This window comes from Fervidobacterium pennivorans DSM 9078 (assembly GCF_000235405.2).
GTDB classification, from domain to species: domain Bacteria; phylum Thermotogota; class Thermotogae; order Thermotogales; family Fervidobacteriaceae; genus Fervidobacterium; species Fervidobacterium pennivorans.
On record NC_017095.1, the window covers coordinates 447,611 to 471,618 of the forward strand.

Annotated in this window: 19 protein-coding genes; 9 read left to right on the forward strand and 10 right to left on the reverse strand. The window is 39.0% G+C overall.

Translation table 11 applies throughout. The features are described 5' to 3' along the window. The first annotated feature begins 15 nt into the window (after positions 1-15). Positions 16-399: a carboxymuconolactone decarboxylase family protein gene (locus FERPE_RS02110; protein ID WP_014451033.1), complete on the forward strand. Its 384-nt coding sequence runs from the start codon at positions 16-18 to the stop codon at positions 397-399. Beyond that, the gene (gene polA / locus FERPE_RS02115) at positions 377-3,070 is read left to right on the forward strand and encodes a DNA polymerase I (RefSeq protein ID WP_014451034.1); all 2,694 of its coding nucleotides are present in this window, start codon (positions 377-379) and stop codon (positions 3,068-3,070) included. Before FERPE_RS02110 ends, polA begins: the two co-directional genes overlap by 23 nt. Positions 3,071-3,077: 7 nt before the next feature. On the opposite strand, the gene FERPE_RS02120 is transcribed toward polA, so the two are convergent. After that, entirely contained in the window at positions 3,078-3,950 is an 873-nt protein-coding gene (locus FERPE_RS02120) for a DMT family transporter (RefSeq protein WP_014451035.1), read from the reverse strand. Positions 3,951-4,054: 104 nt separating this feature from the next. Between FERPE_RS02120 and FERPE_RS02125 the strand changes: the two genes are divergently transcribed. The 7 genes from FERPE_RS02125 (at position 4,055) to FERPE_RS02155 (ending at position 9,487) form a co-directional block, all read left to right on the forward strand. Further along, on the forward strand, positions 4,055-4,627 hold the full coding sequence (locus FERPE_RS02125; RefSeq protein WP_014451036.1) for a chromate transporter: 573 nt from the start codon (positions 4,055-4,057) through the stop codon (positions 4,625-4,627). Further along, the gene (locus FERPE_RS02130; protein ID WP_014451037.1) at positions 4,624-5,145 is read left to right on the forward strand and encodes a chromate transporter; all 522 of its coding nucleotides are present in this window, start codon (positions 4,624-4,626) and stop codon (positions 5,143-5,145) included. Before FERPE_RS02125 ends, FERPE_RS02130 begins: the two co-directional genes overlap by 4 nt. Before the next feature lie 51 nt (positions 5,146-5,196). Further along, positions 5,197-5,976 (forward strand): oxygen-binding di-iron domain-containing protein, encoded by a 780-nt coding sequence (locus tag FERPE_RS02135; RefSeq protein ID WP_014451038.1) that lies wholly within the window; start codon positions 5,197-5,199, stop codon positions 5,974-5,976. A gap of 4 nt (positions 5,977-5,980) precedes the next feature. After that, on the forward strand, positions 5,981-6,823 hold the full coding sequence (locus FERPE_RS02140) for a methyl-accepting chemotaxis protein (RefSeq protein ID WP_014451039.1): 843 nt from the start codon (positions 5,981-5,983) through the stop codon (positions 6,821-6,823). A 30-nt stretch (positions 6,824-6,853) separates the two neighbouring features. Continuing rightward, complete coding sequence (locus FERPE_RS02145) at positions 6,854-7,726, forward strand: sulfide/dihydroorotate dehydrogenase-like FAD/NAD-binding protein (protein WP_014451040.1); 873 nt, start codon at positions 6,854-6,856, stop codon at positions 7,724-7,726. Beyond that, a complete protein-coding gene (gltA, locus tag FERPE_RS02150) occupies positions 7,717-9,147 on the forward strand; it encodes an NADPH-dependent glutamate synthase (RefSeq protein ID WP_014451041.1) in 1,431 nt (476 codons plus the stop codon). Before FERPE_RS02145 ends, gltA begins: the two co-directional genes overlap by 10 nt. A 61-nt stretch (positions 9,148-9,208) precedes the next feature. Beyond that, entirely contained in the window at positions 9,209-9,487 is a 279-nt protein-coding gene (locus tag FERPE_RS02155; RefSeq protein WP_014451042.1) for a hypothetical protein, read from the forward strand. A 51-nt stretch (positions 9,488-9,538) separates the two neighbouring features. Here FERPE_RS02155 and FERPE_RS02160 read toward each other — a convergent pair whose 3' ends face one another. The 9 genes from FERPE_RS02160 to FERPE_RS02200 form a co-directional block, all read right to left on the reverse strand. Next, the gene (locus FERPE_RS02160; RefSeq protein ID WP_014451043.1) at positions 9,539-10,546 is read right to left on the reverse strand and encodes a LacI family DNA-binding transcriptional regulator; all 1,008 of its coding nucleotides are present in this window, start codon (positions 10,544-10,546) and stop codon (positions 9,539-9,541) included. A 28-nt stretch (positions 10,547-10,574) separates the two neighbouring features. After that, the gene (locus FERPE_RS02165; RefSeq protein ID WP_245530424.1) at positions 10,575-11,339 is read right to left on the reverse strand and encodes a glycoside hydrolase family 16 protein; all 765 of its coding nucleotides are present in this window, start codon (positions 11,337-11,339) and stop codon (positions 10,575-10,577) included. 148 nt (positions 11,340-11,487) lie between these two features. After that, the gene (locus FERPE_RS02170; protein WP_014451045.1) at positions 11,488-14,712 is read right to left on the reverse strand and encodes a hypothetical protein; all 3,225 of its coding nucleotides are present in this window, start codon (positions 14,710-14,712) and stop codon (positions 11,488-11,490) included. A gap of 30 nt (positions 14,713-14,742) precedes the next feature. Beyond that, on the reverse strand, positions 14,743-16,887 hold the full coding sequence (locus tag FERPE_RS02175; protein WP_014451046.1) for a beta-glucosidase family protein: 2,145 nt from the start codon (positions 16,885-16,887) through the stop codon (positions 14,743-14,745). A 39-nt stretch (positions 16,888-16,926) separates the two neighbouring features. Then, on the reverse strand, positions 16,927-17,856 hold the full coding sequence (locus tag FERPE_RS02180; RefSeq protein WP_014451047.1) for a carbohydrate ABC transporter permease: 930 nt from the start codon (positions 17,854-17,856) through the stop codon (positions 16,927-16,929). Then, complete coding sequence (locus tag FERPE_RS02185) at positions 17,853-18,704, reverse strand: carbohydrate ABC transporter permease (protein ID WP_014451048.1); 852 nt, start codon at positions 18,702-18,704, stop codon at positions 17,853-17,855. The genes FERPE_RS02180 and FERPE_RS02185 overlap by 4 nt, the downstream gene beginning before the upstream one ends. Further along, the gene (locus FERPE_RS02190; RefSeq protein WP_014451049.1) at positions 18,701-21,058 is read right to left on the reverse strand and encodes a DUF5696 domain-containing protein; all 2,358 of its coding nucleotides are present in this window, start codon (positions 21,056-21,058) and stop codon (positions 18,701-18,703) included. Before FERPE_RS02190 ends, FERPE_RS02185 begins: the two co-directional genes overlap by 4 nt. Beyond that, positions 21,048-23,087 carry a YIP1 family protein gene (locus FERPE_RS02195; RefSeq protein WP_014451050.1) on the reverse strand — a complete coding sequence of 680 codons (2,040 nt, stop codon included), beginning with the start codon at positions 23,085-23,087 and terminating at the stop codon, positions 21,048-21,050. The genes FERPE_RS02190 and FERPE_RS02195 overlap by 11 nt, the downstream gene beginning before the upstream one ends. A 39-nt stretch (positions 23,088-23,126) precedes the next feature. Next, a complete protein-coding gene (locus FERPE_RS02200) occupies positions 23,127-23,999 on the reverse strand; it encodes a carbohydrate ABC transporter permease (RefSeq protein ID WP_014451051.1) in 873 nt (290 codons plus the stop codon). Positions 24,000-24,008 lie beyond the last annotated feature (9 nt).

Sequence of the window (24,008 nt, forward strand, 5' to 3'; positions counted from 1 at the left end):
TTAGGGGGGAATGGAATGTCGGAGACTACATTCAACACACTTGAAGAGTTTAAAAAATTCAGAGAACGCATGAACAAAGAAATTTTAGACCGCGGGACGATAAATACAAAACGTTTCTGGAATCTTGATGGTGCAGTTTACCGTGAGGGTGCTATTGAGCCTAAGTATAAGGAACTCATGGGACTTGTCGCTTCGATGGTTCTTAGGTGCGATGATTGTATAACATACCACATGATACGATGTGCTGAACTTGGGGTAACGGACGAAGAGTTTTTTGAGACATTTGATATAGCACTCATCGTAGGTGGTTCAATTGTTATTCCACATTTGAGGAGAGCAGTAAATACACTATTGGAAATCCGGAGGCTCCAAGCAAATGGCGAGAGCATTTCTATTTGACGGAACAGGTCTACTTTACAGAGCTTTTTATGCCATAGACCAATCCTTATCGACCACAACCGGTATTCCAACCGGAGCACTTTATGGTTTGGCTCGAATGTTGCTAAAGTTTATAAAAGAACACATAACAGTAGGTGAAGACTACTGTGTTTTTGTTGTGGATGTAAAAGGTGGTAGTACATATAGAAGAGAACTTTACGAAAAATACAAAGCGCATCGCCCTGAAACTCCCGAACCGTTGCTTAGACAGATTAATCTTGTGGGCGAGCTAATAGAAGGTTTTGGAATCAAACTTGTTCGTATGCCAGGTTACGAAGCTGACGACGTGATAGCCACACTGGCTAAAAGATTTGAAAAAGAAAAAGGTTTGTTGGAAATCTCGGAAATAAACGTTGTAACAAGCGATAAAGACTTGCTCCAACTTGTGAACGAAAATATTTCAGTATGGCGTATAGAAAAAGGTGTAACCGATATCAGAAAATACACTGTAAGAGATGTTTACGAACGATACGGAGTCTACCCGCATCAGATAGTTGATTACCTTGCTTTAGTTGGTGATGCTTCAGATAACATCCCAGGAGTGCCTGGCATAGGTGAAAAGACAGCGGTGAAGATACTACAAGACTTTGGAAGCGTGGAAAATGCGCTAAAAAACCAGGACAAATTACCGGATAAGATTAGAGAAAAACTTTTGGGTTACTATGAGGACTATGAACTGAGCAGAAAACTTGTGGAACTGAACTGTGAGATTGAGTTGCCAATCAATTTGAAGGAACTGAAATACCAAGGTTATGACTCGGCAAAGTTGTTGGAGGTTTTAAAAAAGTTTGAATTTGCGAGTATAATAAAAGAATTACAATTGAGCGCTTCACTTGAAAAAGCGGTTGAGTACAATGTCATCTCAAAAGAAAATGAACTCAAAGGATTGCTTGAAGAAATACTCAAAGCAAAGAAGGTAGCACTTGATTTAGAAACCAGTTCCCTTGACCCATTCACAGGTAAGATAGTAGGCATTTCCATAGCTATTGACGAGGGCAGGGCCTATTACATACCAGTGGCACATTTGGATGGACCAAACCTTCCACTCGATAAAGTCAAAGAGTTCTTAAAAGAAGTTGTCGGCGCAAGGAGATTCGGAGGTCATAATCTAAAATTTGATATCAAATTTTTGAAAAGAGCGGGCATAGAACCTGAATATCCCGCTTTCGACACTATGATAGAGGCTTATGTGCTGAACCCGAACGAAAAGAGGTTCAACCTCGATGAGATGGCTTTGAAGTTCCTTGGGTACAAGATGATGAGTTATGACGAGGTCATGCAGGGTGCACTGCCGCTTTTTGCTGGCGATTTCTCATATGTGCCTGTTGAACGTGCAGCGAGGTATTCTTGTGAAGATGCAGATATATCCTTGCGCATTCATAACAAGCTCTATCCTCTTATATACTCAAACGAAATGGTTGAACTCTATGAAAAAATCGAATTACCCCTTGTCTCTGTTTTGGCACAGATGGAACTCAATGGTGTGTTCTTTGACACGAAATATCTTTCTTCGTTGTCCTTGGAAATGGAGAAAAAGCTATCTTCACTTTCACAAAGGATATTTGAAATAGCAGGAGAGCCATTTAATCTGAACTCACCAAAGCAGGTTGGCTACATATTGTTTGAAAAATTGAAACTTCCTGCAATGAAATCAACAAATACTGGCGCTTATTCAACAGATGTGGAGGTTTTAGAAAACTTGGCGCCCGACTTTGAGATTGCTCGTCTGCTACTGGAATATCGAAAGATACAGAAACTGAAAAGTACGTACGTAGATGCTATACCAACGATGGTGAATAAACACACCGGTCGAGTCCACGCCTCTTTCAATCAGACTGGAACTGCAACTGGCAGGTTGAGCAGTTCAGACCCCAATTTACAGAATCTGCCAGGGAGAACGGACGAAGGAAAAGAAATTAGAACGGCTGTAAAACCACAAAAGGAAAATTGGTGGATTCTTGGAGCGGACTACTCACAGATTGAACTGAGAGTTTTGGCGCATATGAGCGAAGATGAGGAACTTATTAGAGCCTTCAGTGAAAACAGAGATATTCATTTAGAGACAGCAAAACGAATATTCGGTGTGAGCGACGAATTTGTCAACGAAAGTATGAGAAGAATCGGGAAGATGGTCAATTTTGCAATAGTTTACGGTGTGTCACCTTACGGTTTGTCAAGAAGGATAGGCTTAGACGTAAAAGAAACAAGAAGAATAATAGATGCTTACTTTAACACCTACAAGGGTGTTCAGAGCTACATAGCAACGATAAAAGAATTTGCGAGGAAAAACGGGTATGTTAAAACGATGTTTGGCAGACGAAGAGAAGTACCACAAATAAATGCAAAGGATCCAAACATCAGAGCTGAGGGCGAAAGGATTGCTATAAATACACCAATACAAGGCACTGCTGCAGATATAATGAAGATTGCCATGATAAAGATACACGAAAGAATGAAGAAAGAGAATTTAAAGAGCATGATGATACTTCAAGTGCACGATGAATTGGTTTTTGAAGTGCCAGATGATGAACTTGAGTTGATGAAAGAAATTGTCAAATCTGAGATGGAGAACGCTGTAAAACTTAGAGTTCCTTTGTTGGTCGATATCTACGTGGAAAAGTATATGTTGTGATGTCTAATCAGTATATCAAAATACTTCCCACGAACAACAAGGCAGCTGCCAAAAGTCTGACACCTATCCGTTCTTTGAGAAAAACCTTAGCAAGAAACATAGTTACAAAAACAGATAACATAGAGAGTGGTTCTGCAACGCTAACACCGAAATAATTGAAAGCCTTCAAGAGAGCAACGTATGAATAAGCGTTGCAAAAGCCACCTAAAATAAGATAAAGCCACTTTTGTTTGATTAATTTGGTGTAATCTGAAATTCTACTTCCAGTTGCAACCCCGTAAACCAAAATATAGGTACTTATCACAAGGTATATCCCCACTGAGTAGCCAAGAGGCGAAAGGCTAATTGTAAACTTCCTATCGATTATCCTACCAATTGCCATAAGCAATGACGATACAATCATCGCCACTGCTCCTTTGCTTTTAACAATATTTGAATAGGAAACAACAACATTTTCCCCCTTTTTTAAAAAACTCACACCGTAAATCATCAAAACAGCACCTATCAGCCTTTTTATGCTAAAAGTCTCACCTAAGAATATCGAAGCCAGCATTACTAAGAATATAGCGTTCAAATTATACAATGGGGCAATGACAGAGGCATCTTCATGCCCTAATGCATATGTGTAAAGTGAGAACGAGACTGAGTAGATGGAACCACTTACAAGTGACTTCATAAGTATTTCCCAAGTAATTGTATTGAAAAACGGGAAGAATGAAAGAAAAGAGAAGAAAAAGAATCCCCATGCAGCCACGAAAGTGGGAGAGCCCTTAGATATCTTATTCCCAGCTATACGTTCATAACCAAGCAGAATAATACGAATGCTCATCCATAGCAAACCTGCAAGTTGCGGAATCTGAAAAACAGCAACGTTCGTCATCTATTTTTTCCTCCTTGTTTCTTCTTACTTTTAGTCGTGCTATAATCATTTTAGCATATATCTTCAAAAAACGAGTAAATTTAGAGTAGTTTGGGGGTGCTAATTTGAGCAAATCGGAGAACAACGAAAAGGTCTCTTTATGGAAGCTTTTTTCAATTACTGCAAAAATAGGTGGAGTTACTATCGGTGGAGGCTACGCTATGGTCCCCATTATTCGCGAAGAATTTGTGGTAAAACATAAGTTTTTGCAACCAGAAGAATTCGACTCGCTTCTGGTCATAGCACAATCTATGCCCGGACCAATCGCTGTCAACACTTCTACACTTGTAGGTTACAAGTTAAGAAAGATTCCAGGGGTAATTGCCGCTGTTGCAGGTGCTATTTTCTTCCCAACGATTATAATCCTTGCCGTTGCAATCGTGCTCGGGAGATTTTATAACTTCTTAAAGCCGTTTCTTAACGGTATGAAAATTCCTCTGCTTGCTATTATAGTTGTTAGCGTATTAAAACTTTGGAAGAGCAGCGTGAGAAGTTTAGAAGATTTGGTCGTGTTCATAGTTGCTTTCTCCAGTGTTACTCTCTTAAAGCTCAATCCCGTGTACGTCATTTTACTGGCCATTTTATACGGGATTATCCGATTCTTTGTAAATAAAACCACAGAGGGGGACCTGGATTGATATACCTAAAGCTCTTCGTTGTCTTCACACAAATAGGTGCAATTAGTTTCGGTGGAGGTTACAGCATACTCAAAGCTATAATCCATTACGTGGTTGATACAAATAAATGGTTAACACTTGACCAATTTAACGAAATCGTGGCAATATCACAATCCACACCTGGACCAATAGGAATTAATGCTGCCACTTTTGTTGGTTACAAAGTTGGTGGAATTTTTGGTTCTATAATCGCTACGTTTTCGGTTATCTTGGTACCTATATTGTCGTCAATTACGCTTTACCTTTTCTACCTTAGGCATTCCGAAAACAAAGTTGTTCGAAGTATTATCTCCAAGCTGAAACCCGTAGTTCTTGGTATGATAGCTGCTGCTGGGTTAAGTTTCATTAGAACTTCACTCGGAACTCCGTTGGCAATTTTTGTAAACATTTTAGCAGTTGGTCTTTTAATTAAAACAAAAATCGATGCGGTCACAATTCTTGTATTATCTGGTATCCTAGGTTGCATACTTCTTAGATAAAATGTGTTAAAATATATGCAAATTGTAAAATACTTCAAGGGGGTGTGGTGTATGACATTTCGAGAAGGAACCGAGAACTTAACGCTTTACGATGATGGCCAGCACAAGTTCATCTTTCTCGCTTGGGAAGAGCAGGAAGAAGAAGGTATAGTTCAAACGAATCAATATCTGATAGTTGACGGAAATGAGGCAATGCTACTTGACCCGGGTGGTGCTCACGTCTTTCCAAGGGTGCTTGCTAATGTCTCTGAAGTAATAGAACCTAGCAAGATTAAGTATATCTTCTTTACACATCAAGACCCGGACGTTACCTCTGGAATCACGCTTTGGCTTTCTATAGCAGAAAACGCCAAGATTTATATATCTGCCCTTTGGACAAGATTTCTCCCGCACTTTGGAATATACGACCAAAGAAGAGTGGTTGCACTTCCAGACAAAGGGGATAAATTGAGATTGCCATCCGGAACAGAACTTGAGTTTATTCCTACACACTACTTACACTCAACTGGCAATTTCACACTTTACGATCCGAGGGCAAAGATTTTGTTCTCCGGTGACCTGGGGGTTGCTGTTTTCCCAAAAGGTCAACGCTACGTTTTTGTTCAGAACTTTAACGAACACGTGAAACTCATGGAAGGTTTCCATAAAAGATACATAACTTCGAGCGTTGCTTTGAGAAAATGGCTAAGTATTGTCGAGAGAAAAGAAATAGACATTGTTGCTCCACAGCACGGAGCGATTTTTAAAGGTGAAGATGTCAAGAAGTTGTTTGATTGGTTCAGAAATTTGAAATGTGGTATAGATATCATCGACGAGATATATGGCAGGTGATAGTATGCCAGAAATCAGTAAAGAAACTATAGAAAAGATGTCTTCCGCTTTTTTTGCCGAAAATTTGATGACCTCTTTCATGGTTCAACTTGATGAGGCTTTGATTTCAAGGGTGAAAAACGTTCAAGAGAATTTACGTGACTTAGAGAATGTATTTCGCAATATGCAGGTAAGGTTAAATAAATTGTCTGAGCAATTTGGGAAAGAATCCCAAGAAATCGTCAGTGTTATCGAACAATCTCAAAATGTGAACAGGAACATAACTGAGGAACTTAAAAAATCTGGTGCGGATATATCAAAGATAAATGACATAGTGATAGATTCTGTGAAGAATACAACTCAAACACTTGAAATGTTCTCGAAAGTCGAGCACATGGTTTTGGAAATCACAAAAATAGCAAAACAGACAAACCTTTTGGCTTTGAACGCATCGATAGAAGCCGCAAGGGCTGGTGAGTTTGGAAAAGGTTTTGCAGTCGTTGCATCGGAAGTTCAGAAACTCGCTGGTGAGTCTAATAGAGTGGCGAAAGAGATAAACGATTTGGTAAAAGAACTTTCAGCTTCGGTTTCCGAGGCATTGAATAGTATAAAGTTAGTGGGGGAAATTTTCCAAACTCTCCAAAAGTCGCTTGAGCAACTCTTGGGGTTTATGAACCAAAATTCAGCACTACTTTCACATGTTGCAGAACTTTTATCAGAAACGAAAACAGAACTCGAGGCTGAAAATACTAATTTCAATTCCGCTGTTGAGGTAATGAACCAAGCATCAGAAAAGTTTGAGACGTTATCAAGAGTAATATCATCGATTGTAAAGGCGCAGACTAAACTTAAAGATTTGAGGTTATAAACAAAAACAAATCCTTAGGAGTGTATAGGGATGAATGAAATTCAAAGAAACATAATAATTTCCAAAAGTAGACTTGCAAAAGGGACTTACGAATTTTGGATAGACAACGAACTCATCGCAGGAAATGCTAAGCCCGGTCAGTTTGTGATAATCAGGACTTCAGAAAAGGGGGAAAGAATACCTATAACAATTGCTGACTCATATGGTAGTGCTTTTCGCATCGTAGTGAAAGCTGTAGGGAAATCTACAATTGAGCTCTGTATGAAGAATGAAAAAGAACAGCTTTTCGATGTTGTGGGACCTTTGGGTAAACCAAGTGAAATCAACTACTACGGAAAGGTTATAGTCATCGGTGGCGGGGTTGGTATAGCTGCGATTCTTCCCATAGCGAAAGCACTCAAAAATGCAGGTAATGTAGTTACGGGAATTCTTGGTGCTAAAACGTCATCAGAATTAATTCTTAAAAGCGAATTTTCTTTTGCAGATAAAGTTGTGGTTTGCACAGATGATGGAAGCGAAGGGATAAAAGGCACGGTTGTAGATGGTATGTTAAAAGAGTTTGAGATGGAAATACCAAATATAATATGGGCTGTAGGACCTGCTGTGATGATGAAGACAACAAGTAAAGTAGCTTCCGAGTACAACGTGCCTATTTGGGTATCACTAAATGCGATTATGGTTGATGGAACAGGCATGTGCGGGGGGTGCAGGGTGCTTTTAAGGAAAGAGGAGGACGGGGGTATAAAGGAAGAAATTAAATACGTTTGTGTTGATGGACCTGAATTTGATGGTAGGTACGTTGATTGGGACAGCTTTATAAGAAGGTTACAACAATACAAAGAAGAGGAGAAACAGGCTTTGGATAAGTTTTTGGAAAGAGTTGGTGATATGTCATGGCTGTAAAAGACAGAATCCCGGTGCCTGAACTCGAGCCTTCAAAGAGAAAGAAAAACTTCATGGAAGTTTCTCTTGGTTATACGTTTGAACTTGCATATCAGGAAGCGCAAAGATGTTTGCAATGTAAGGTTCCAACCTGTATCTCAGGTTGTCCTGTTGGTATAGATATCCCTGGGTTTATAATAGAGATAGTCAGAGGGAATTTGAAAAAATCGTATGAAATTCTCAAAAGTTACAATTACTTACCTGCCATCTGTGGTCGTGTATGTCCTCAGGAAGTCCAATGTGAAGGTGCTTGTGTTCTGAACAAAATGGGTAAACCAATAAACATAGGAGCATTAGAAAGATTTGTAGCTGATTTTGCAAGTCAAGAAGGTTTTGACGACGAAAGAGGAAAGTTTTCAAGTTCTGAAAGTATTCCTAACATATTGAAAAGTGAGCCAGATAAAGTATCAGCCTTGAAGTCTAAAAAAGTTGCGGTGGTCGGTTCCGGTCCAGCGGGCCTGACTGTTGCATCAGAACTTGGAAAGCTAGGTGTTAAAGTGCATGTCTACGAAGCTCTGCACGAGTTTGGTGGTGTGCTTGTCTACGGAATACCTGAGTTCAGGCTTCCTAAAGAGATAGTGAAACGCGAAGTGCTGCAACTTGAAACACTTGGTGTAGAGTTATTCAAAAACATTCCAGTTGGATATGCAATACACCCGAAAGAATTACTCGAAGAATACGATGCGGTTTTTGTTGGGGTTGGAGCTGGGACTCCGAAGTTCATGGGCATTCCTGGAAGCGAACTCAACGGTGTTTATTCTGCAAACGAATTTCTCACAAGAGTAAATTTGATGAAAGCGTATAGATTTCCGGAATACGACACTCCTATAAAGGTTGGGAAAAGAGTAGTAGTAGTGGGTGGCGGGAATACCGCAATGGATGCGGCCAGAAGTGCCTTGAGACTTGGAGCACAAGTTACGGTGGTATACAGGAGAACCGAAGCTGAAATGCCGGCAAGACGTGCGGAAATCCACCATGCCAAAGAAGAAGGGATTGAATTTTTGTTCTTAACCAATCCTGTTAAGTACATCGGAAATGAGAGTGGTAAATTGATAGGGGTAGAATGTATAAAGATGGAACTTGGCGAGTCAGATGAGAGTGGCAGAAGAAAACCGATCCCAATACCAAACAGCAATTTTGTTGTAGAGGCAGATATTGCTATCGAAGCGATAGGAACCGAATCGAATAGATTCTTGCTTATCCAGTTCCCAGATTTAAAGACGAATAAGTATGGTTATATAATTACGAACGAATACGGTCAGACAAGTATTCCGAAGGTATTCGCTGGTGGCGATATTGTCACTGGTTCTGCAACTGTTATCCTTGCTATGGGAGCAGGGAAAAAAGCCGCAGAGGGGATAGTTAGATTCCTTACAGAGTAAATAGTATCCGTAGAGTTGTAGTGATAGTTAACAGAGAATAGGCAAGGGGGATGAGGGGGTTATGCTTTACACCGAGCTTATCTTCTCGATGATTATCTTAATGCTACTTTTAACAATAATTTCTGGAACAATTCCTGCTCAAAGAGAAGCTTTACAAGAGGCTATAAGACAAGAGAGAGCTCAATTAATTGCCGAAAACATGTTCTGGCAAGAGATAGATAATGAGTATTTAAACAGTGTTCCATCAAAGAAGTTTAGTATAACTTACGATGTTGTAGTGGATGGAAAGAAATACAAAGTCACAATAAATGCTATAAAGTTCGAAAGACCGCAAAAATAGTAAAATATAAAAAATGTGGGGCAACTCGCCCCGCATAATGTTTTGCATCTTTCATGTCTGTCTAACAGATTCTCTTTCAACTATCTTTGTTGGAAGGATGATATTTCTTGGTAGCCTCGTTCTTTTATCTGTTATACGCTCAATTAAGAGTTGAGCAGCGGTTGTGCCCATTTCCCACCTGGGTTGCATAACTGTTGTGAGTCTTGGATTTGTGTAATTTGCAAATGGTGCATCGTCAAAACCTATCACCGATACTTGCTCTGGAACTTTTATTCCATGTTCTTTCAGTGCATCCATCGCACCTATTGCTGCCCAGTCATTGACAGCAAATATCGCTGTGAAATTCAAACCGTGTTCTTGAAGATGGCGTACCACGCTTACCCACCCATGTTCTGAATTGTAACCTCTGTGAACCCCGTAATATATTTCCAAGTTGCTATTACCTACCTTATCTATGAACTTTCTTATCCCTTTTTCCCTGTCGAGTGCAGCTGGAGAGTTTTCTGGACCCGGGATAAAAAGGATCTTCCTGTGGCCGTGTTCGTAAAGGTATTTAATCGCAGCGTATCCACCACCAATGTTATCAACATTTACCGTATCAAAGTTAATTTCATCAACAGCAAAATCAATAACAACCATCGGTATACCACTTTTCTCAAAACGTTGTATAAGTTTACTGCCTCCGTAAAGTTCTCCAAGAATGACACCGTCTACTTTTCTTCGGAAATACTGATCTAAGACATGCTGTTCAGCATCAGGTTCGCCTTTGGGTAATGCTAACATTATGTCGAATCCTTTTGAATAAGCATATTCTTCAATGGCCATAACGATATCGCTGTAGTGGTAACCGCGTATATCTGGAATCAATATACCAATGGTTTTGAACAGTTCTCTGGATGTTGTTTTGAACGACATCATTGGTTTGTAATTTAACTTCTTCATCGCATTCAAGACTTTCTTCCTAGTCTCTTCAGAAACATTTTCGCTACCATTAATAACCCTCGAAACTGTTGCTATCGAAACATTTGCCATCCGTGCTACGTCTCTAATGTTAGCCATCCTAACCACCTCAGAAATCTATCGTTAATTACTCTTCACCACTTTCCATTTGGTAGACCCGCACATAATCCACATACATTCTTGCAGGGAATGGTGTCTCGTTCGTCGGATAACCGGGCCAATATCCACCAACTGCAAGGTTCAATATTATGAAAAAGTCGTTATCAAACACCCAAGCTTTTCCACGAGACTCTATCGCAGATTTGGTGACTATATGGTAAACTTTGTCGTCAACATACCACACTATCTTTTCTTCGTCCCACATTATTCCAAAAACGTGGAAATCACTTGCAAAATCTGGTGTTGGTGGTTCCAACCTTATCCTTCCTTGAATACCATTTGAACCAAAATAACCAGGTCCATGCAAAGTACCATACGCAGTCCACTTATCATGTCCCAAGAACTCAACGATGTCAATTTCTCCACACGTCGGCCAACCAACATACCTAAAATTGCTACCAAGCATCCAGAATGCTGGCCAAAGACCCTTTCCGTAAGGAAATTTTATTCTTGCTTCTATCTTTCCATATTGAACAGTGAATTTACCTTCCGTTTTAATACGGGTGGACGTGTAATTAAAAGTCTTGTTGCCATCTTTAACAGTTTCTTTTCTTGCCTCAATTACAAGCATTCCTTTTTCAATCCATGCATTTTTTCCTTCGGTATAGTATTGCCACTCACCATTTCCCCAACCGTTGTTGTTACCTATATCGTATCTCCATTTACTGGTATCAAGTTCCTTTCCATCAAATTCATCTGACCAAACCAACTTCCATCTCGGATCTTTTATCATATTCTCATACTCCTTTAAGGATGCTAAGCAATTTGTAGTAAGAAAGGTTAAAAATACGACGGATACCATGAGTAACAGATATTTGCGAAATTTAGACTCTGAAAACAACATTCAACACCACCTTCTTTCTTCATTCTTTATCATATGTTTACTCGTAAAGGAAAGTTATTTCTATACTTTCAATTTTACCATCTCTGATAAGCCTTGCATATGGTTCTTCGATAAGGTTGCTCGCGATTTGTATTTTTTCACACGTAGTTGTTGTCAAACTGATTCTTTGTTTTGAGACATCGAATTTGAAGGTATCGAGCCTTTTTGGATTCAAATACGTTACCTTTACTTTTCCAAGGAAATTGAACGATACTTTTCCTTCTTCATCAAACAACCAACCAGGTAATATGGGTTCGAAAGACAAGAATAGTTTTCCATTAATAAACTTAAACGGCTTAAGTCCCGCTAGCATTATCCTCCACATGCTTAAAAACTCCGCACTTGCACCACTCAGCCTTGCAACAAAACCGGTGCCATGGATTTTTTCGTCAGGATTAGCACTGCTTGCTATGAATGATGAATTTTCCAGAGGGCTTCTTCCGTATACTTCTGGGTCCATAAAAGCAACAATTACGTTCTTGAAATCCTCATAGAACTCCTCGTATAGGCCGTTCTTTATAAGTTCTAACATGTATTTGTATTCCATGTGTAGCCATATTGATTCATTTTCCAACCAACCGGGTGTGAACGCCTTAGCACGTCCGATTTCTATGCTTTGTTCCTTCAAAGGAGCGTTAACTTTGTACATTTTTAACTTTTTGTCGTAGAGTTCTGATGACTTGACTTTCTTATAAACTTCCTTGATAAACTCCTTGTTGTTTCCGTAAGCTTTAAATCCTCGAACCATTCCTTCCAAAAAGTATGGCATAGGTTTTTGTTTGAACTTGTGGACTTTTACGAATTTTTGATTACCTTCTTCGTTGATAATTTCGTATTTTTCAGCCTCAAAATAATAGTAAGTTGGCATCATTCCGTTGCTTTCAGCAATTGCTTTGTCAAGAGCGGATTTCAACTTTGATCTGAACCTTTCAAGGACGCTTCCTAGTTCATTTGCTGTGATTTCGACTTCTTCACCGAAGAATCCAAACTTTACATCTTCACGGTAAGCTTCCCTAAGGTCGGACATCTTTTCCCAATATTTGAAATCTTTATCATCATCATTGCAAGCATTGTACCAATCGATGATTTCGGCTTCTTTGTTAATTAACGCCATAACTTCGACTGGCAAGTTAACTTTCCTGTGTTGGTATTCTTTCAATGTTTCTATAATGAAATTCATTAAACGCAGAAGCTCGTAGCTTTCTGCAACGGAAGAACCAAATAATCCAGGTAATCCGTTTAATGCATCGTACCAACCTGGCTTTCCTGCTTCCATTTCTATACCAACGCCAGCAGGGTCTGTTGTTGCGAATTTTACAGCTAAGAGATTGACAAGTTTGGTTATTAGTGTCGTTCTGTAGATTTCACCTTTTCCTTTATTTGTTCTCACAACATTTTTGAATTTATCCCTTGATTCAATGAGTCTTTTCTTTTCTTCATCAAGGTAGAGAGAATTGTACTGTCTTACCTTTCCGTCGACGAAGACATATCTTTTTGACCTGGGAAGTACACACTCTGCATTATCGTAGTATGTATAGGATTTGTCATCAAAAAGAATTTCTTCCTTTGTTTCAGGATAGATTGCCAAATAACTCTCGATGAGGTCCAAGTTGTAAGTCCAATGGTCAGTCCAGAAACCTTCGCCATGAACAGCGTCTGTTTCTTCTTCAAAGTACTCTGCCAGATTCCTCAGAAACTCCTCGAAGTCTTTTTTTAGGACTATATTTTCCTTTTCAATGAATGTTAGCAATTTTCCAGGTGTTAGATTACCTGCGTTGAGGAAATTAAACAATTTATCAGCATTCTCTGAATTCCCCAGTTCGGCCTTCAAGAAATCTTTAATACCTTCGCATTCAGGCTTCAGCCTGTATCTGACACCGTTTATTACAAGGGGATTGTAACCATCCGGCTGTATCAAGTTGACAAAGAACCGAATGTTGTAATTTCCTACCTCTGGGTGAAAGACAACGTCCTCTCTTCTGTTCTGATTCACATCTCTGTAATTCGCGTTACCGGAAGAATAATACTCTGGCAATAACACGAAATAGTTATAATCTCTTTCTAAATCACCGTGTTTCCTCGAGTATATGTGATAAACTAATCTATCTTTACCTTCGCGCAGAACAACTGGATATCCGCCCCTTAATATGTTGTCAAGGTAAGTTTGTTTGGCATATTCATCAAATAAATCAGAAGAAGTATTCGTCCATACATCATTAACAATTTCTTCAATTATTTTATTACCCTCTTTTCGTTTGTTTTCAAGGTATTCTTGACTTGAGAATCTCTCTGCGTATTCGTTGAGTAAGTTAATATCAGGCGTATGTCCAACAACTGTGTAAATATAAAATTCCTCGCCGGGTTGGAGTGTTACTTCGGTCGGAGAGAAAGCACAAGGCACCCTATTCGATGTGATTTGCTTCATTTTCCTTATATTTTCTAACCTTGAACCGATGAAAACATCTGGTTCGATATATGAGGTATTCATTCCGAAAACAATGTCAGGATCTACCAACGGCATTAAGAGTTCCTTTTTTCCTGACTGAATCTTGAACGAAACGTAGAAATTGCCCTCTTTGAATTCGGAAACAGCTGCTACATCTTCTGCCGTTGACCTGAGTTTAAATACTGGCATCTTGTTTTCCAAATTATATACTTCCATCCAAGCCTTTAACGTGTTACCCACATGCTTTAAACCGTAATCGTTGATTCCATAAGGAAGGAGTGCAGCAAGCCCATCGAGAATTTCAAAGTGTTTTACTTCGTTAGATATGTTTTGGAATTTAACAATTCTGATAAGTGCTCCTAACTTCTCCTGGGGCAGTATGAAGTAAAGTACATTTGTTTTAAGACCATATACATTATTTATTTCTTCTATCTCGACTTCATTCCTGGCAATATACATCCTTTGTACAACTTTATCGGAAACCACTTTTCCAAAAGGCTCAAAGAATGCATCCATAGACAAATCTTTAACAAACGTTCTGAAGCCGTGTGTGAAGACAACTTGATAAGATCTAAAAGCCGGGTGGAATTCCATAATAGGGTTATCTTTATGCGCAATTCCGAAAGATGCAATTGCTTGAGCTCGGTTAACGTAAAACACCCACAGCGGTATACCTTTCTTACCAGCTATTCCAGGCAAAAAGCTTGCAAATGGTTTTGAGTTATTATAGTCTTCAACTACAAATCTTTTATTCTCGTCGAAGTAGTATCTTACCATTTCAAGACCTCCTTTTTTAAAATTGTGAACTTAGTCTAGTACATACTTACCTACCAATCTGATATCTCTTGATGAGGCACCAACTCTTATTTCGTATTCCCCCTTTTCAACTACCCAGCAATGACCATTAAAACTTGCAAGGCTTGAGACGGGAACTCTAATTTCCATTTTCTGAGTTTCTCCTGGTTCAAGCAACTTCGTCTTTTCAAAACCCTTCAATTCTTGGTAAGGCTTGTCTATTTTGCCTTTTGGAGCTCTCACATAAATTTGTGCAACTTCTTTTCCAACCATGTTGCCTGTGTTCTTGACCTCGAAAGTTACAACAATATCTCCACCGTCTCTATGTAACTTTAGATTGGAATATTCGAACGTCGTATACGAAAGTCCGAATCCAAATTCGAAAGCTGGTTCTATTCTAAACGTATCGTAATACCTGTATCCGACGTAGATGTCCTCGTCGTAAACTACTACTTGCGGATTATCTTTTGGTTCACCCGGGAACGACCTCGATGGAACATCTTCGTATCTTTTTGGGAATGTTGTTGGAAGCTTTCCGGACGGATTCACTTTTCCACTTATCACATCCGCAAAGATTCTTCCTGCCTCCTGACCTGGTTGCCAAACCAATAGTATGGCATCACAAAGATTTTTCCAGCTTTCCACTTCGATAGGAGAACCTATATTTAGAACGACTACGAACTTCTTACCATGCTTTCTGAACGCTGTTGAAAGTTTCGACATTATACTGATTTCATCATCAGCAAGATAGAAGTCACCTTTTTCAAGCTTTCTGTCAACACCTTCTCCTGAGATTCTTGTTATGATGAATATTCCAACATCGTTTCTTAAAGCATATTTTTCAATATCTTCTTCGCTAATGAAATCCTGCGGGAGCTTGGGTACGATATCTTCACCCCATTGACCTTTGGTTATAACATAATCTTTGGCCCTAAAATCCGAGACTTTTTTTCTGTAAAACTCTGCCAGTTCCATGTCAACATTCAATCCTTTTTCAATCGCACCATCCAAGAAGTTAATGGTGTATCTTGGGTGAGTCTCCCCACTACCTGTCCCACCTCGTATCGTTTCAATCTGCCCTGTTCCGAATAGCGCAATTTTTGTATCTGGTGAGAGTGGTAAAGTATTCTCATTCTTTAGCAAAACAACACCCTCGCATCCGGCTTCGTATGAAACCTTTGCGTGTTCGTCAAGGTTTGGTTTGTTCGAATAATTGTATCCTTTGAATGAAGGAGTCTTAACAAGCACTTTTAAAATGGTTCTTACCCGCTCATTTAACATTTCATCGGTGATTTCGCCACGTTCGTAAGCTTCTTTGATTTCCTCGATTTCTGGTCTTCTGTGTTTGAAAATTTGGTACGTATTTCCTGGCATCAGCAAATCGTTCCAAGATTTGATTTGCTCTGCTGCATTATCACCTGCGAACCAATCAGTCATCACTAACCCATCAAATCCCCACTCGTCACGGAGCACATCTTTTAAAAGCCATTTATTTTGAGATGTGTATTTACCGTTTAGCTTATTGTAAGAGCTCATAACAGTCCACGGCTTTGCTTTCTTAATAGCTATTTCAAATGGTTTCAGGTATATCTCTCGCAAAGCACGCTCAGAAACGATAGTGTCAACGGTCATCCTATTCGTTTCCTGTTCGTTTACCACAAAATGTTTTAAACAGGCACCAACACCTTGGGATTGAACGCCTTCAACAAAACTTGCAGCCATTTCGCCTGTTAACAGCGGGTCTTCGGAATAGTATTCAAAGTTTCTTCCGCACAGAGGATTTCTGTGGATGTTAATCGCCGGAGCTAAAAGTATATCTACACCGTACTCTTTGACTTCTTCTCCCATTGCTTCTCCAACTTTTCTAAGCAAATTTCTATTCCAAGTGGCGGCAAGCATAGTTTCAACGGGAAATGCTGTTGCGTGGTATTTATTCTCATCATTTTCACGTTCAGGGTCTATCCTTAAACCAGCCGGTCCATCTGCAAGTACCATACCTGGGATACCAAGTCTTTCTATGGGTCTTGTTTCACCAGCCGCTCCTTTAACTCTAGGAGCAGGGTTGTTAGGTAACGAAAGTAAACCTACGCCAACCAAAAAGCTTATCTTTTCATCAACCGTCATCTCAGAAATTACCCTTTCGATATCGAAGACCATTTTACTCATCTCCCCTCTTCGATGTTTTCTATTGCGTGCTTATTCACCAGTGATTCCCGTTCGCTCAAGACTTTCAACAAATTGCCTTTGGAGGAACAAGTAAGTTATCAATAGTGGAAGAATTGTTATCATAGTTGCTGCCATTCTTATACCCTCGTTAATTCTGTTTGCCGCACTACCATCGGCGGTTGGAAACATGACAGCGTATCTCACAACGAAGTCTCTGAGTTCCAAAGGTAGAGTTTTAATCTTATTTCCAAGCAAAAGCCCAGATAGCAAGGTTTCATTCCAATACCAAACCAATGAGAAGATAAACGTTGTCACGATTGCAGGCAAAGAAAGTGGAAGTATGATTTTGTAAAAGATTTGGAATGTATTAGCACCATCAATTTCAGCCGCCTCGTCGATTGCTTTTGGTAGCATGTTGAAGAAGTTGAGATAAAGTAGTATGAATATAGCACTTCTAATACCCTGTCCAAAAATCGCCGGTAAGAATGTTGCAAAGATAGTATCAGTCAACCTGAGTGTGCTAAACAACACGTATTTTGTGACCAGAGTAACTTGCGTTGGTATTAAGAACGTTGCAAGCATTAAAACAATCCAGAATCTTTTGAGTGGAAATTCAAAACGCGAGAGACCATACGCAATGAGGGCTGTTATCAAACTCTGTGCCAGTGCGGGTATAGCTGATGTATAAACACTGTTCCACAACGCCTTGGGCATTTCCAACACTTTCCAAGCCCTAACAAAGTTGTCAAGAGTAAATTTAGTTGGTATCCAAACAACTGTTGGATTTACCAAATCTTCAACACTCATAAAGGATGAAGTAATCATGTATAGCAATGGGTAAAGGTAAGCATAACCAATGCCTATTAAAACAACATATATTATGGTTTTCGTCGCAGGCTCTTTGAATGTCTTGTAATAAGAAACGCGGAATTTCTTTTCTTTATTCTTTGACATTTTCATATCCTTGTCTTCCTCCTTTCGCGTAACAACAGATACGCGATACCAAGAATCAGCATAACTGCTGCAAAGTATATCCAAGATAAGGCAGCGGAGTATGAGTACGGCTTGTCTATGTCAAACATATGTTGAGTTATACTTGTATTAACTGCGTTGTTTGCGAATGAAGCAAGGTCAACAATGGTATAAATCGTGTTCACCAAGACAAATGGTTTTATAAGGGGTAGTGTTATCTTCCAAAAGATAACCCAGTCGTTTGCTCCATCTATCTGAGCAGCCTCGTATATGCTGTTGCTTATCTTCTGTAACCCTGCGAGAAAGAATATAATCTGAACACCTGAGAACCAGAGAATCAACACCAAGTTATTGAACATGTATAAGAACGGGTAACTTATCGTGTTTGGTATCATTTGAAAGAATCTGTATATGAAGTATTTTCTTGGGTCAACTATACTTGCCGCATTGTTTGCGACAAGCTCCGCCACGACAGGACCACTTACAATGACAACTGGCAAGAAATAAAGCAGCCTAAAGAATGTCCTTGCTACAAGTTTTCTATTGAGTAGTATTGCAACTATCAATGAGAATATGATAATTAAGGGTGTTGATAACACGATATTAAGTATCGTGTTCCAGAAATTTATCGGGAATGCTGGGTCTGTTCTGAAGGCGTAGATATAGTACTTCCATCCAACAAATGTGGCTTCAATTCCATCAACCGTAAAATTTACGTTGAAGAAACTCAAGTAGAGCGAGTAAAAGAACGGATACGCTGTGAAAACGGCGAAACCTATTATCCACGGCAATATGTACATGTAACCGGTAAGCGCTTTTCTTGTGCTTCTCCTCATTTGGAACCAACTCCATTTGTAGAATTGTTGGATTTAACAACTTTGAATGATTCGGCAGGTACAACCACTAAACTATCTTTAAATTCTTCGTTTGTGTAATTGATGTATATCTCATATCCGTTACTGTATGTTACTTTCACCACTCCCGGCTTTATCACAATACGATCTGTTATAGTTGAACCTTTTACATATTTGAGGGCACTGTTGACTGTATTATAGATTTCCACAATCTTAGTTTTCCAATCTTCGTACCGAGTTGATGGGTAATCCCATAACGGTGTGTCCTTCAGAGATGCGTTATCAAGCCAAGATACTAAGAACGAAGGATAAGCACCGTAATCTATAGCTTTTAGAACATCCATCTTTGAGAAGAACCCATTGTTCATATATGGTGTGAAGTAATCTAGTCTACCACTTAACACGATTTGTAGGAAGGGGACGGTATCTGTTTCGAAAAGATACTGACTGGAGTTCATTGGAATGGCTCCAATAGTTGTAGAATACTTCCATGTATAATCGTTTGGTTCGAATAGAATTACGTTGCCCATTTTCGAGGCTATATCGTTCAGTGTCTTCTCGACAATTTGCTTAGCTTCCGAACGGTATATTTCCGAGCCTATCTTGAGATTACCATAGAGTTTGTTCGCATATTCTCTAACAGCAACATTTTTAAAACCAAGTTGAGAAAGTTTTGATGCACGCGTTAAAAGATATCTTGAGGCAAGGTCTATTCTTACATAGTAGCTTTTGTATAGCCAAAGGTCTTTGTTATCCCTTTCCTCAGAGATTATGGATTGCGAAAGATTCAAACCAACTTCTTTTCTAATGTTCAGTTGTTTTTCAGTTACCTTTGTCACGTTGTCAACAAAAAATAGTTCAACTCTTTTACCATTGTCTTTGTTTTTTGTGTTGAACTCAACAATATACCTCAAGAGTTCCTTGAAATCACCGACCTTCTTTTCCAATCCAAACCTTCCTACTTTGTTCCCGTGGATTCCCCCATCTTGCCAGCCTTCAATTAAAAGCACAATGTTGCTGATACCTTTGCTTATTAGTTCGTTGAGGATTTGTTTAATTTGCTCTACAGAAGAGATAGTTATGACTTTATGACCTATCAGCATCTTTTCGATGTCTGAGGCAATGATGCTTACGTAAAGGGGTATATCTTCAACTGTTTTTGAGTTGAGTTGTGTAGTGGACATATTTTTGTTCCCGAATAATTCATTGGCGAACTTTTCTCTGTAATACTTAGCCATACCTACATAGTTTGCCGATGAACCTGTGAGAAAAGAAATTTCAAGTACAGCGTCGAACTTATTCCGATTCTTTTGAGCAACTTGTATTCCTGCACCGCTTCTTGTTGTCGGTTGGAGATATTTCTGCCTGTAGATGAATTTTGCGGATGTCCAGTTATATTTACTTAAAATACCACTTGGATACGAAACTATAGCGCTATATTCTTGTCCAGAGGTGATAACTCCAAAGAGTGCGTTTTGATTTACCCCATGAACTATACCAAATACCGGAATAAGCGCGCTTGGCTCTTCTCTTAAAAAGTCATTTGGCCTTCTTGCTCTCAGGTCGTTGATTGTTACCAAGTTTTCAATAGCGTAGTCCTTACCGTAAACCCTTTTCTCAAACCAATTCAGATAATGAGCTGGTTTTGAAAACCTAATCAGTGCACCCGGACCATCTGGGACGAATGCATATCCGTTGACTTCATCAGCTATTGTGCTTCCTAAGAAGGGTGTAAACATTACAGATGCTATTGTAAATTTCTTCCCTTCTTTTATAGTGCTTTGAGGCAACTCGAATTTTACAGTATCATCCTTGAGGGTTATACGTACATCGAAAGCTATCTCAAGTGGCTCAAAATAAAGGGAATAAACAACCCCGTTATCGATTCTTTTCCAATGCTTTTTAACATTTTCTTCTCCTGAGCCTATCACATTTGATATACCACGCTCATCAAAATACTCCAAGAGCACAAGAGACTTTGCTATAAGTTGGTACGTAGTGTTCATCTCGTTGTAAGCATCAGTTGTTTCTAAAACATCTCCCCATATGTATCCAGACCTTTTGTCAACAACCCGCACCGAAGTAGTTTTTAAATCCATCCATAGTTCCAAATAGCTACTCTCAGATATCTTAGTATACCCTTCAAGTGTGAACGGTGATTTGACGAGTGCGGTTACCTCAGGTCTTGTAAACCTGTTTGAAAGATAATCATTTCCGACTGTTTGCGCAAAAAGAGGGCAGGAGAACATAAACAAAATAACAAGAATGAACGTTGATACAAAAGATTTATTTCTTCTGAGAACATCTTTGAATCTTTTGTGTTGTTTATCTTGCACGGTAGAGCACCTCCTGGACAATTGCGTAGAGTGTTTGAACAAGTTGGTCCCAGAGCATGTAGACTATGGAGTAGACAAGTATTATTACGAATATCCAGACTAAAGTGAGTAATATGCTTTTTACCGTATCTCTAATACCGTAATCATGGATTTCTTTGACACCAGTGAAAAGTAGAACAGCAGACCAGGCTATGAGAATCATCGAGGCAAAAGATACTATGAACGCCTCGTTATAGGTGAGTATGTAAGTAAGCAATATTACAAGCGGCTGGAAAAGAATGTAAGGGGCAAAACTGTACGCTGTGAATATATAAATGTCCCTTAATGTTCCACGACCGTCGTTAATGGAGCTAACTAAGTAGTTTGCAAAAACCCATAACATCGTTGGAGCTACACTGGCAAGTAGAACAAATCCAACGGACCTATCTTGGACGTTTAAATTAAAGATGAAACTTCTACCGAAATAATCAAATTGTACCACCAAGAAGAATAGTACATAAATGATAGTGGCTGAAAACACAGACCCATGTTTTTTCCTTTGAATGTAATAGAACGTATCAAGTGGGTGCCTCAATATGTTTTTAATGTAGAGTATATCACTTAGTAGCTTAGACTTAATTGTTGCTCTTTTTTTGATTAACCCACGTTTTGACAGCTCGTCAAATACTACGAAAAGAATTATTAGGATTATAAACACTAGCAAAATGGTCCCTGCATTCTTTTGTAAGAATTCGTTTCTAATTTCCCAATATGCATCTGAATAATCTCTTCTCGCATAAGCCTTTTTAAATTCCTCTGCTGCAGCTCTGTAATTTCCTTCTTGGAAATATGCTTTTCCAAGTCCGTAATGGGCAATTTTGGAATAACCATCGTATATCATAACTTCTTCCCAGAGTTTTTTGCTTTCGAGATATTTTCCCTGAGAATAAAATTCGAGTGCTTTGTGCAAAGTGCGAATATATTGAGTAGGATTGAAAACGTGGACAAGTCCTCGCTCTTTGTCAAGAACGTAAACCTTACCTTCATCATCAACAGCAATTGCAGAGGCTACGGTAAACAAGCCATTTCTTTCTGTGGCAATAGCACGACCACCGAAAGAAACTAACAAGTTACCTTCAGAATCATATTCGTATATGAGTCCTGTCTCAGTTAATGCGAACATCCTTCCATGTGTATCTACGGTGATATCTATGAAGTTGGGTTCGTCAACCATCCTACGTTCTTTAGATGGAGGGAGTATATTTAAACCTATTGTATTGTGCTTTTTAATAGCATTTCCATGCTCTTTCTGAGTTACTGTGTAGATAAGTCCTTTGGTATCTATTGTAATATTTGTATAAGGTTTTGGAATCCTATTCAGGAACTTCTCTTTTTGTTCTTTAGTGTAGAATATGTCTATGAATTTGTCCAGAAGCGTTATTCCAACGGTATTCGCACCAAAGTAACCGAGAAACTCACCATTTTGGTCGAGTTGTATGATACCTTCGAATGTGCCCTCACTGACAATGTAAAAGTTACCTCTCTTATCGACAACAAGCTTTTTGGGTTTAAAATTTGCAGTCTCTCCGAATAACGGATTTGTAGGTCTACCCAACCTTCTTATTTCGTTACCAGATTTATCGAATATTACAACTTCCGATGTGCCAGGGTCAGCTACATAAATGTATGTGTCATCAACGAATACTCCTGTCGGTTGGAATAAAGACATATCACCCACGTAAGTTGCTTCCCTGGTTACCATATCGAAAACAACAATTCTCGCATTGCCTGAATCAGCAATGTACATTTTATTGTCCTTTATAAAGATATCTTCGGGGTAGTAGAGGTCTAAATCCTTGAAGAGCACCTCACTCACAACGTATGCATCTTGAGTTATTTTCCATTCGTTTTTACCTGATATTGTGTAAGTGAGGAACGCACTATTAATGGCAAAGAGTTGATTGTATAACATAAAAAGTCCAAACAAAATTCCAAAAAGAATACTAGCGTTTCTTAATCTTGATTTGTTCTTTTTGTTCTTGCTTCCCACGATTTTCACACCACCCAACAAAAAGCTTTGAGTAATCTGTTATTTCAAACCACTGTAAGCCATCGTATTCATAACCCTTGATTGCATAATTATGAAAAGTACCAAATTAGGCACGAACATTATTAAGCCAGCCGCAGCAGCTATTCCTTGACCAGCCACTGTGTTACCCGTTGTTTGGGTAAGGTTGGAAACATAAAATGCGAATGTTTTAAGATTTTCGTTATTTATGTAGTAAGTCGACGCCTCTGCACTATTCCAAGCAACTTGAAATGCCAAAATGCCTACTGTTGATATAGCTGGTTTTAAAAGTGGCATTATTATATTGAAGATTATATGGAAATCATTTGCTCCATCAACGAGAGCCGCATCGATAAGTGCGTCCGGGATTTGGTCTATAAACTGCTTTACAAGAAAGACACCAATCGGCATTGCCAAAAGCGAGAGAATATTAATTACAAATGTGTCTATAAGTCCAAGCTTTTGAACTATTAAATACCTTGGAATAATAACAGCAATGGGAACAAACATGAGTGCAAGATTATTTATCGTAAACAGCAAATTTTTGGTTTTAAATTGCTTCTTAGAGAGCGCATATCCCGCAAAAACCGAGATGATTATTGTAAAAAGCACTGTAAAGAAAGCGGTCAATATGCTATTCATTAGATACCTAGATACAGGTATCGTTGAAGCCCGCGTGATTTGGAATAATTCATAGAAGTTAGCCAGCGTTGGTCTTCTAACGAAAAACCTTGGAGGATAAAGGAATAATTCATCGACAGGCTTGAACGCTTGTGAAAAGATGAAGATTATTGGCAACAGCATGAAAATAGCTATTGGTGCTAAGATAAAGTAGAATTTCAGCTGACTTTTATGGAAATATTTCGGATTTGTTTTTGTGGTGAACTTTGCCATACTTTCTCC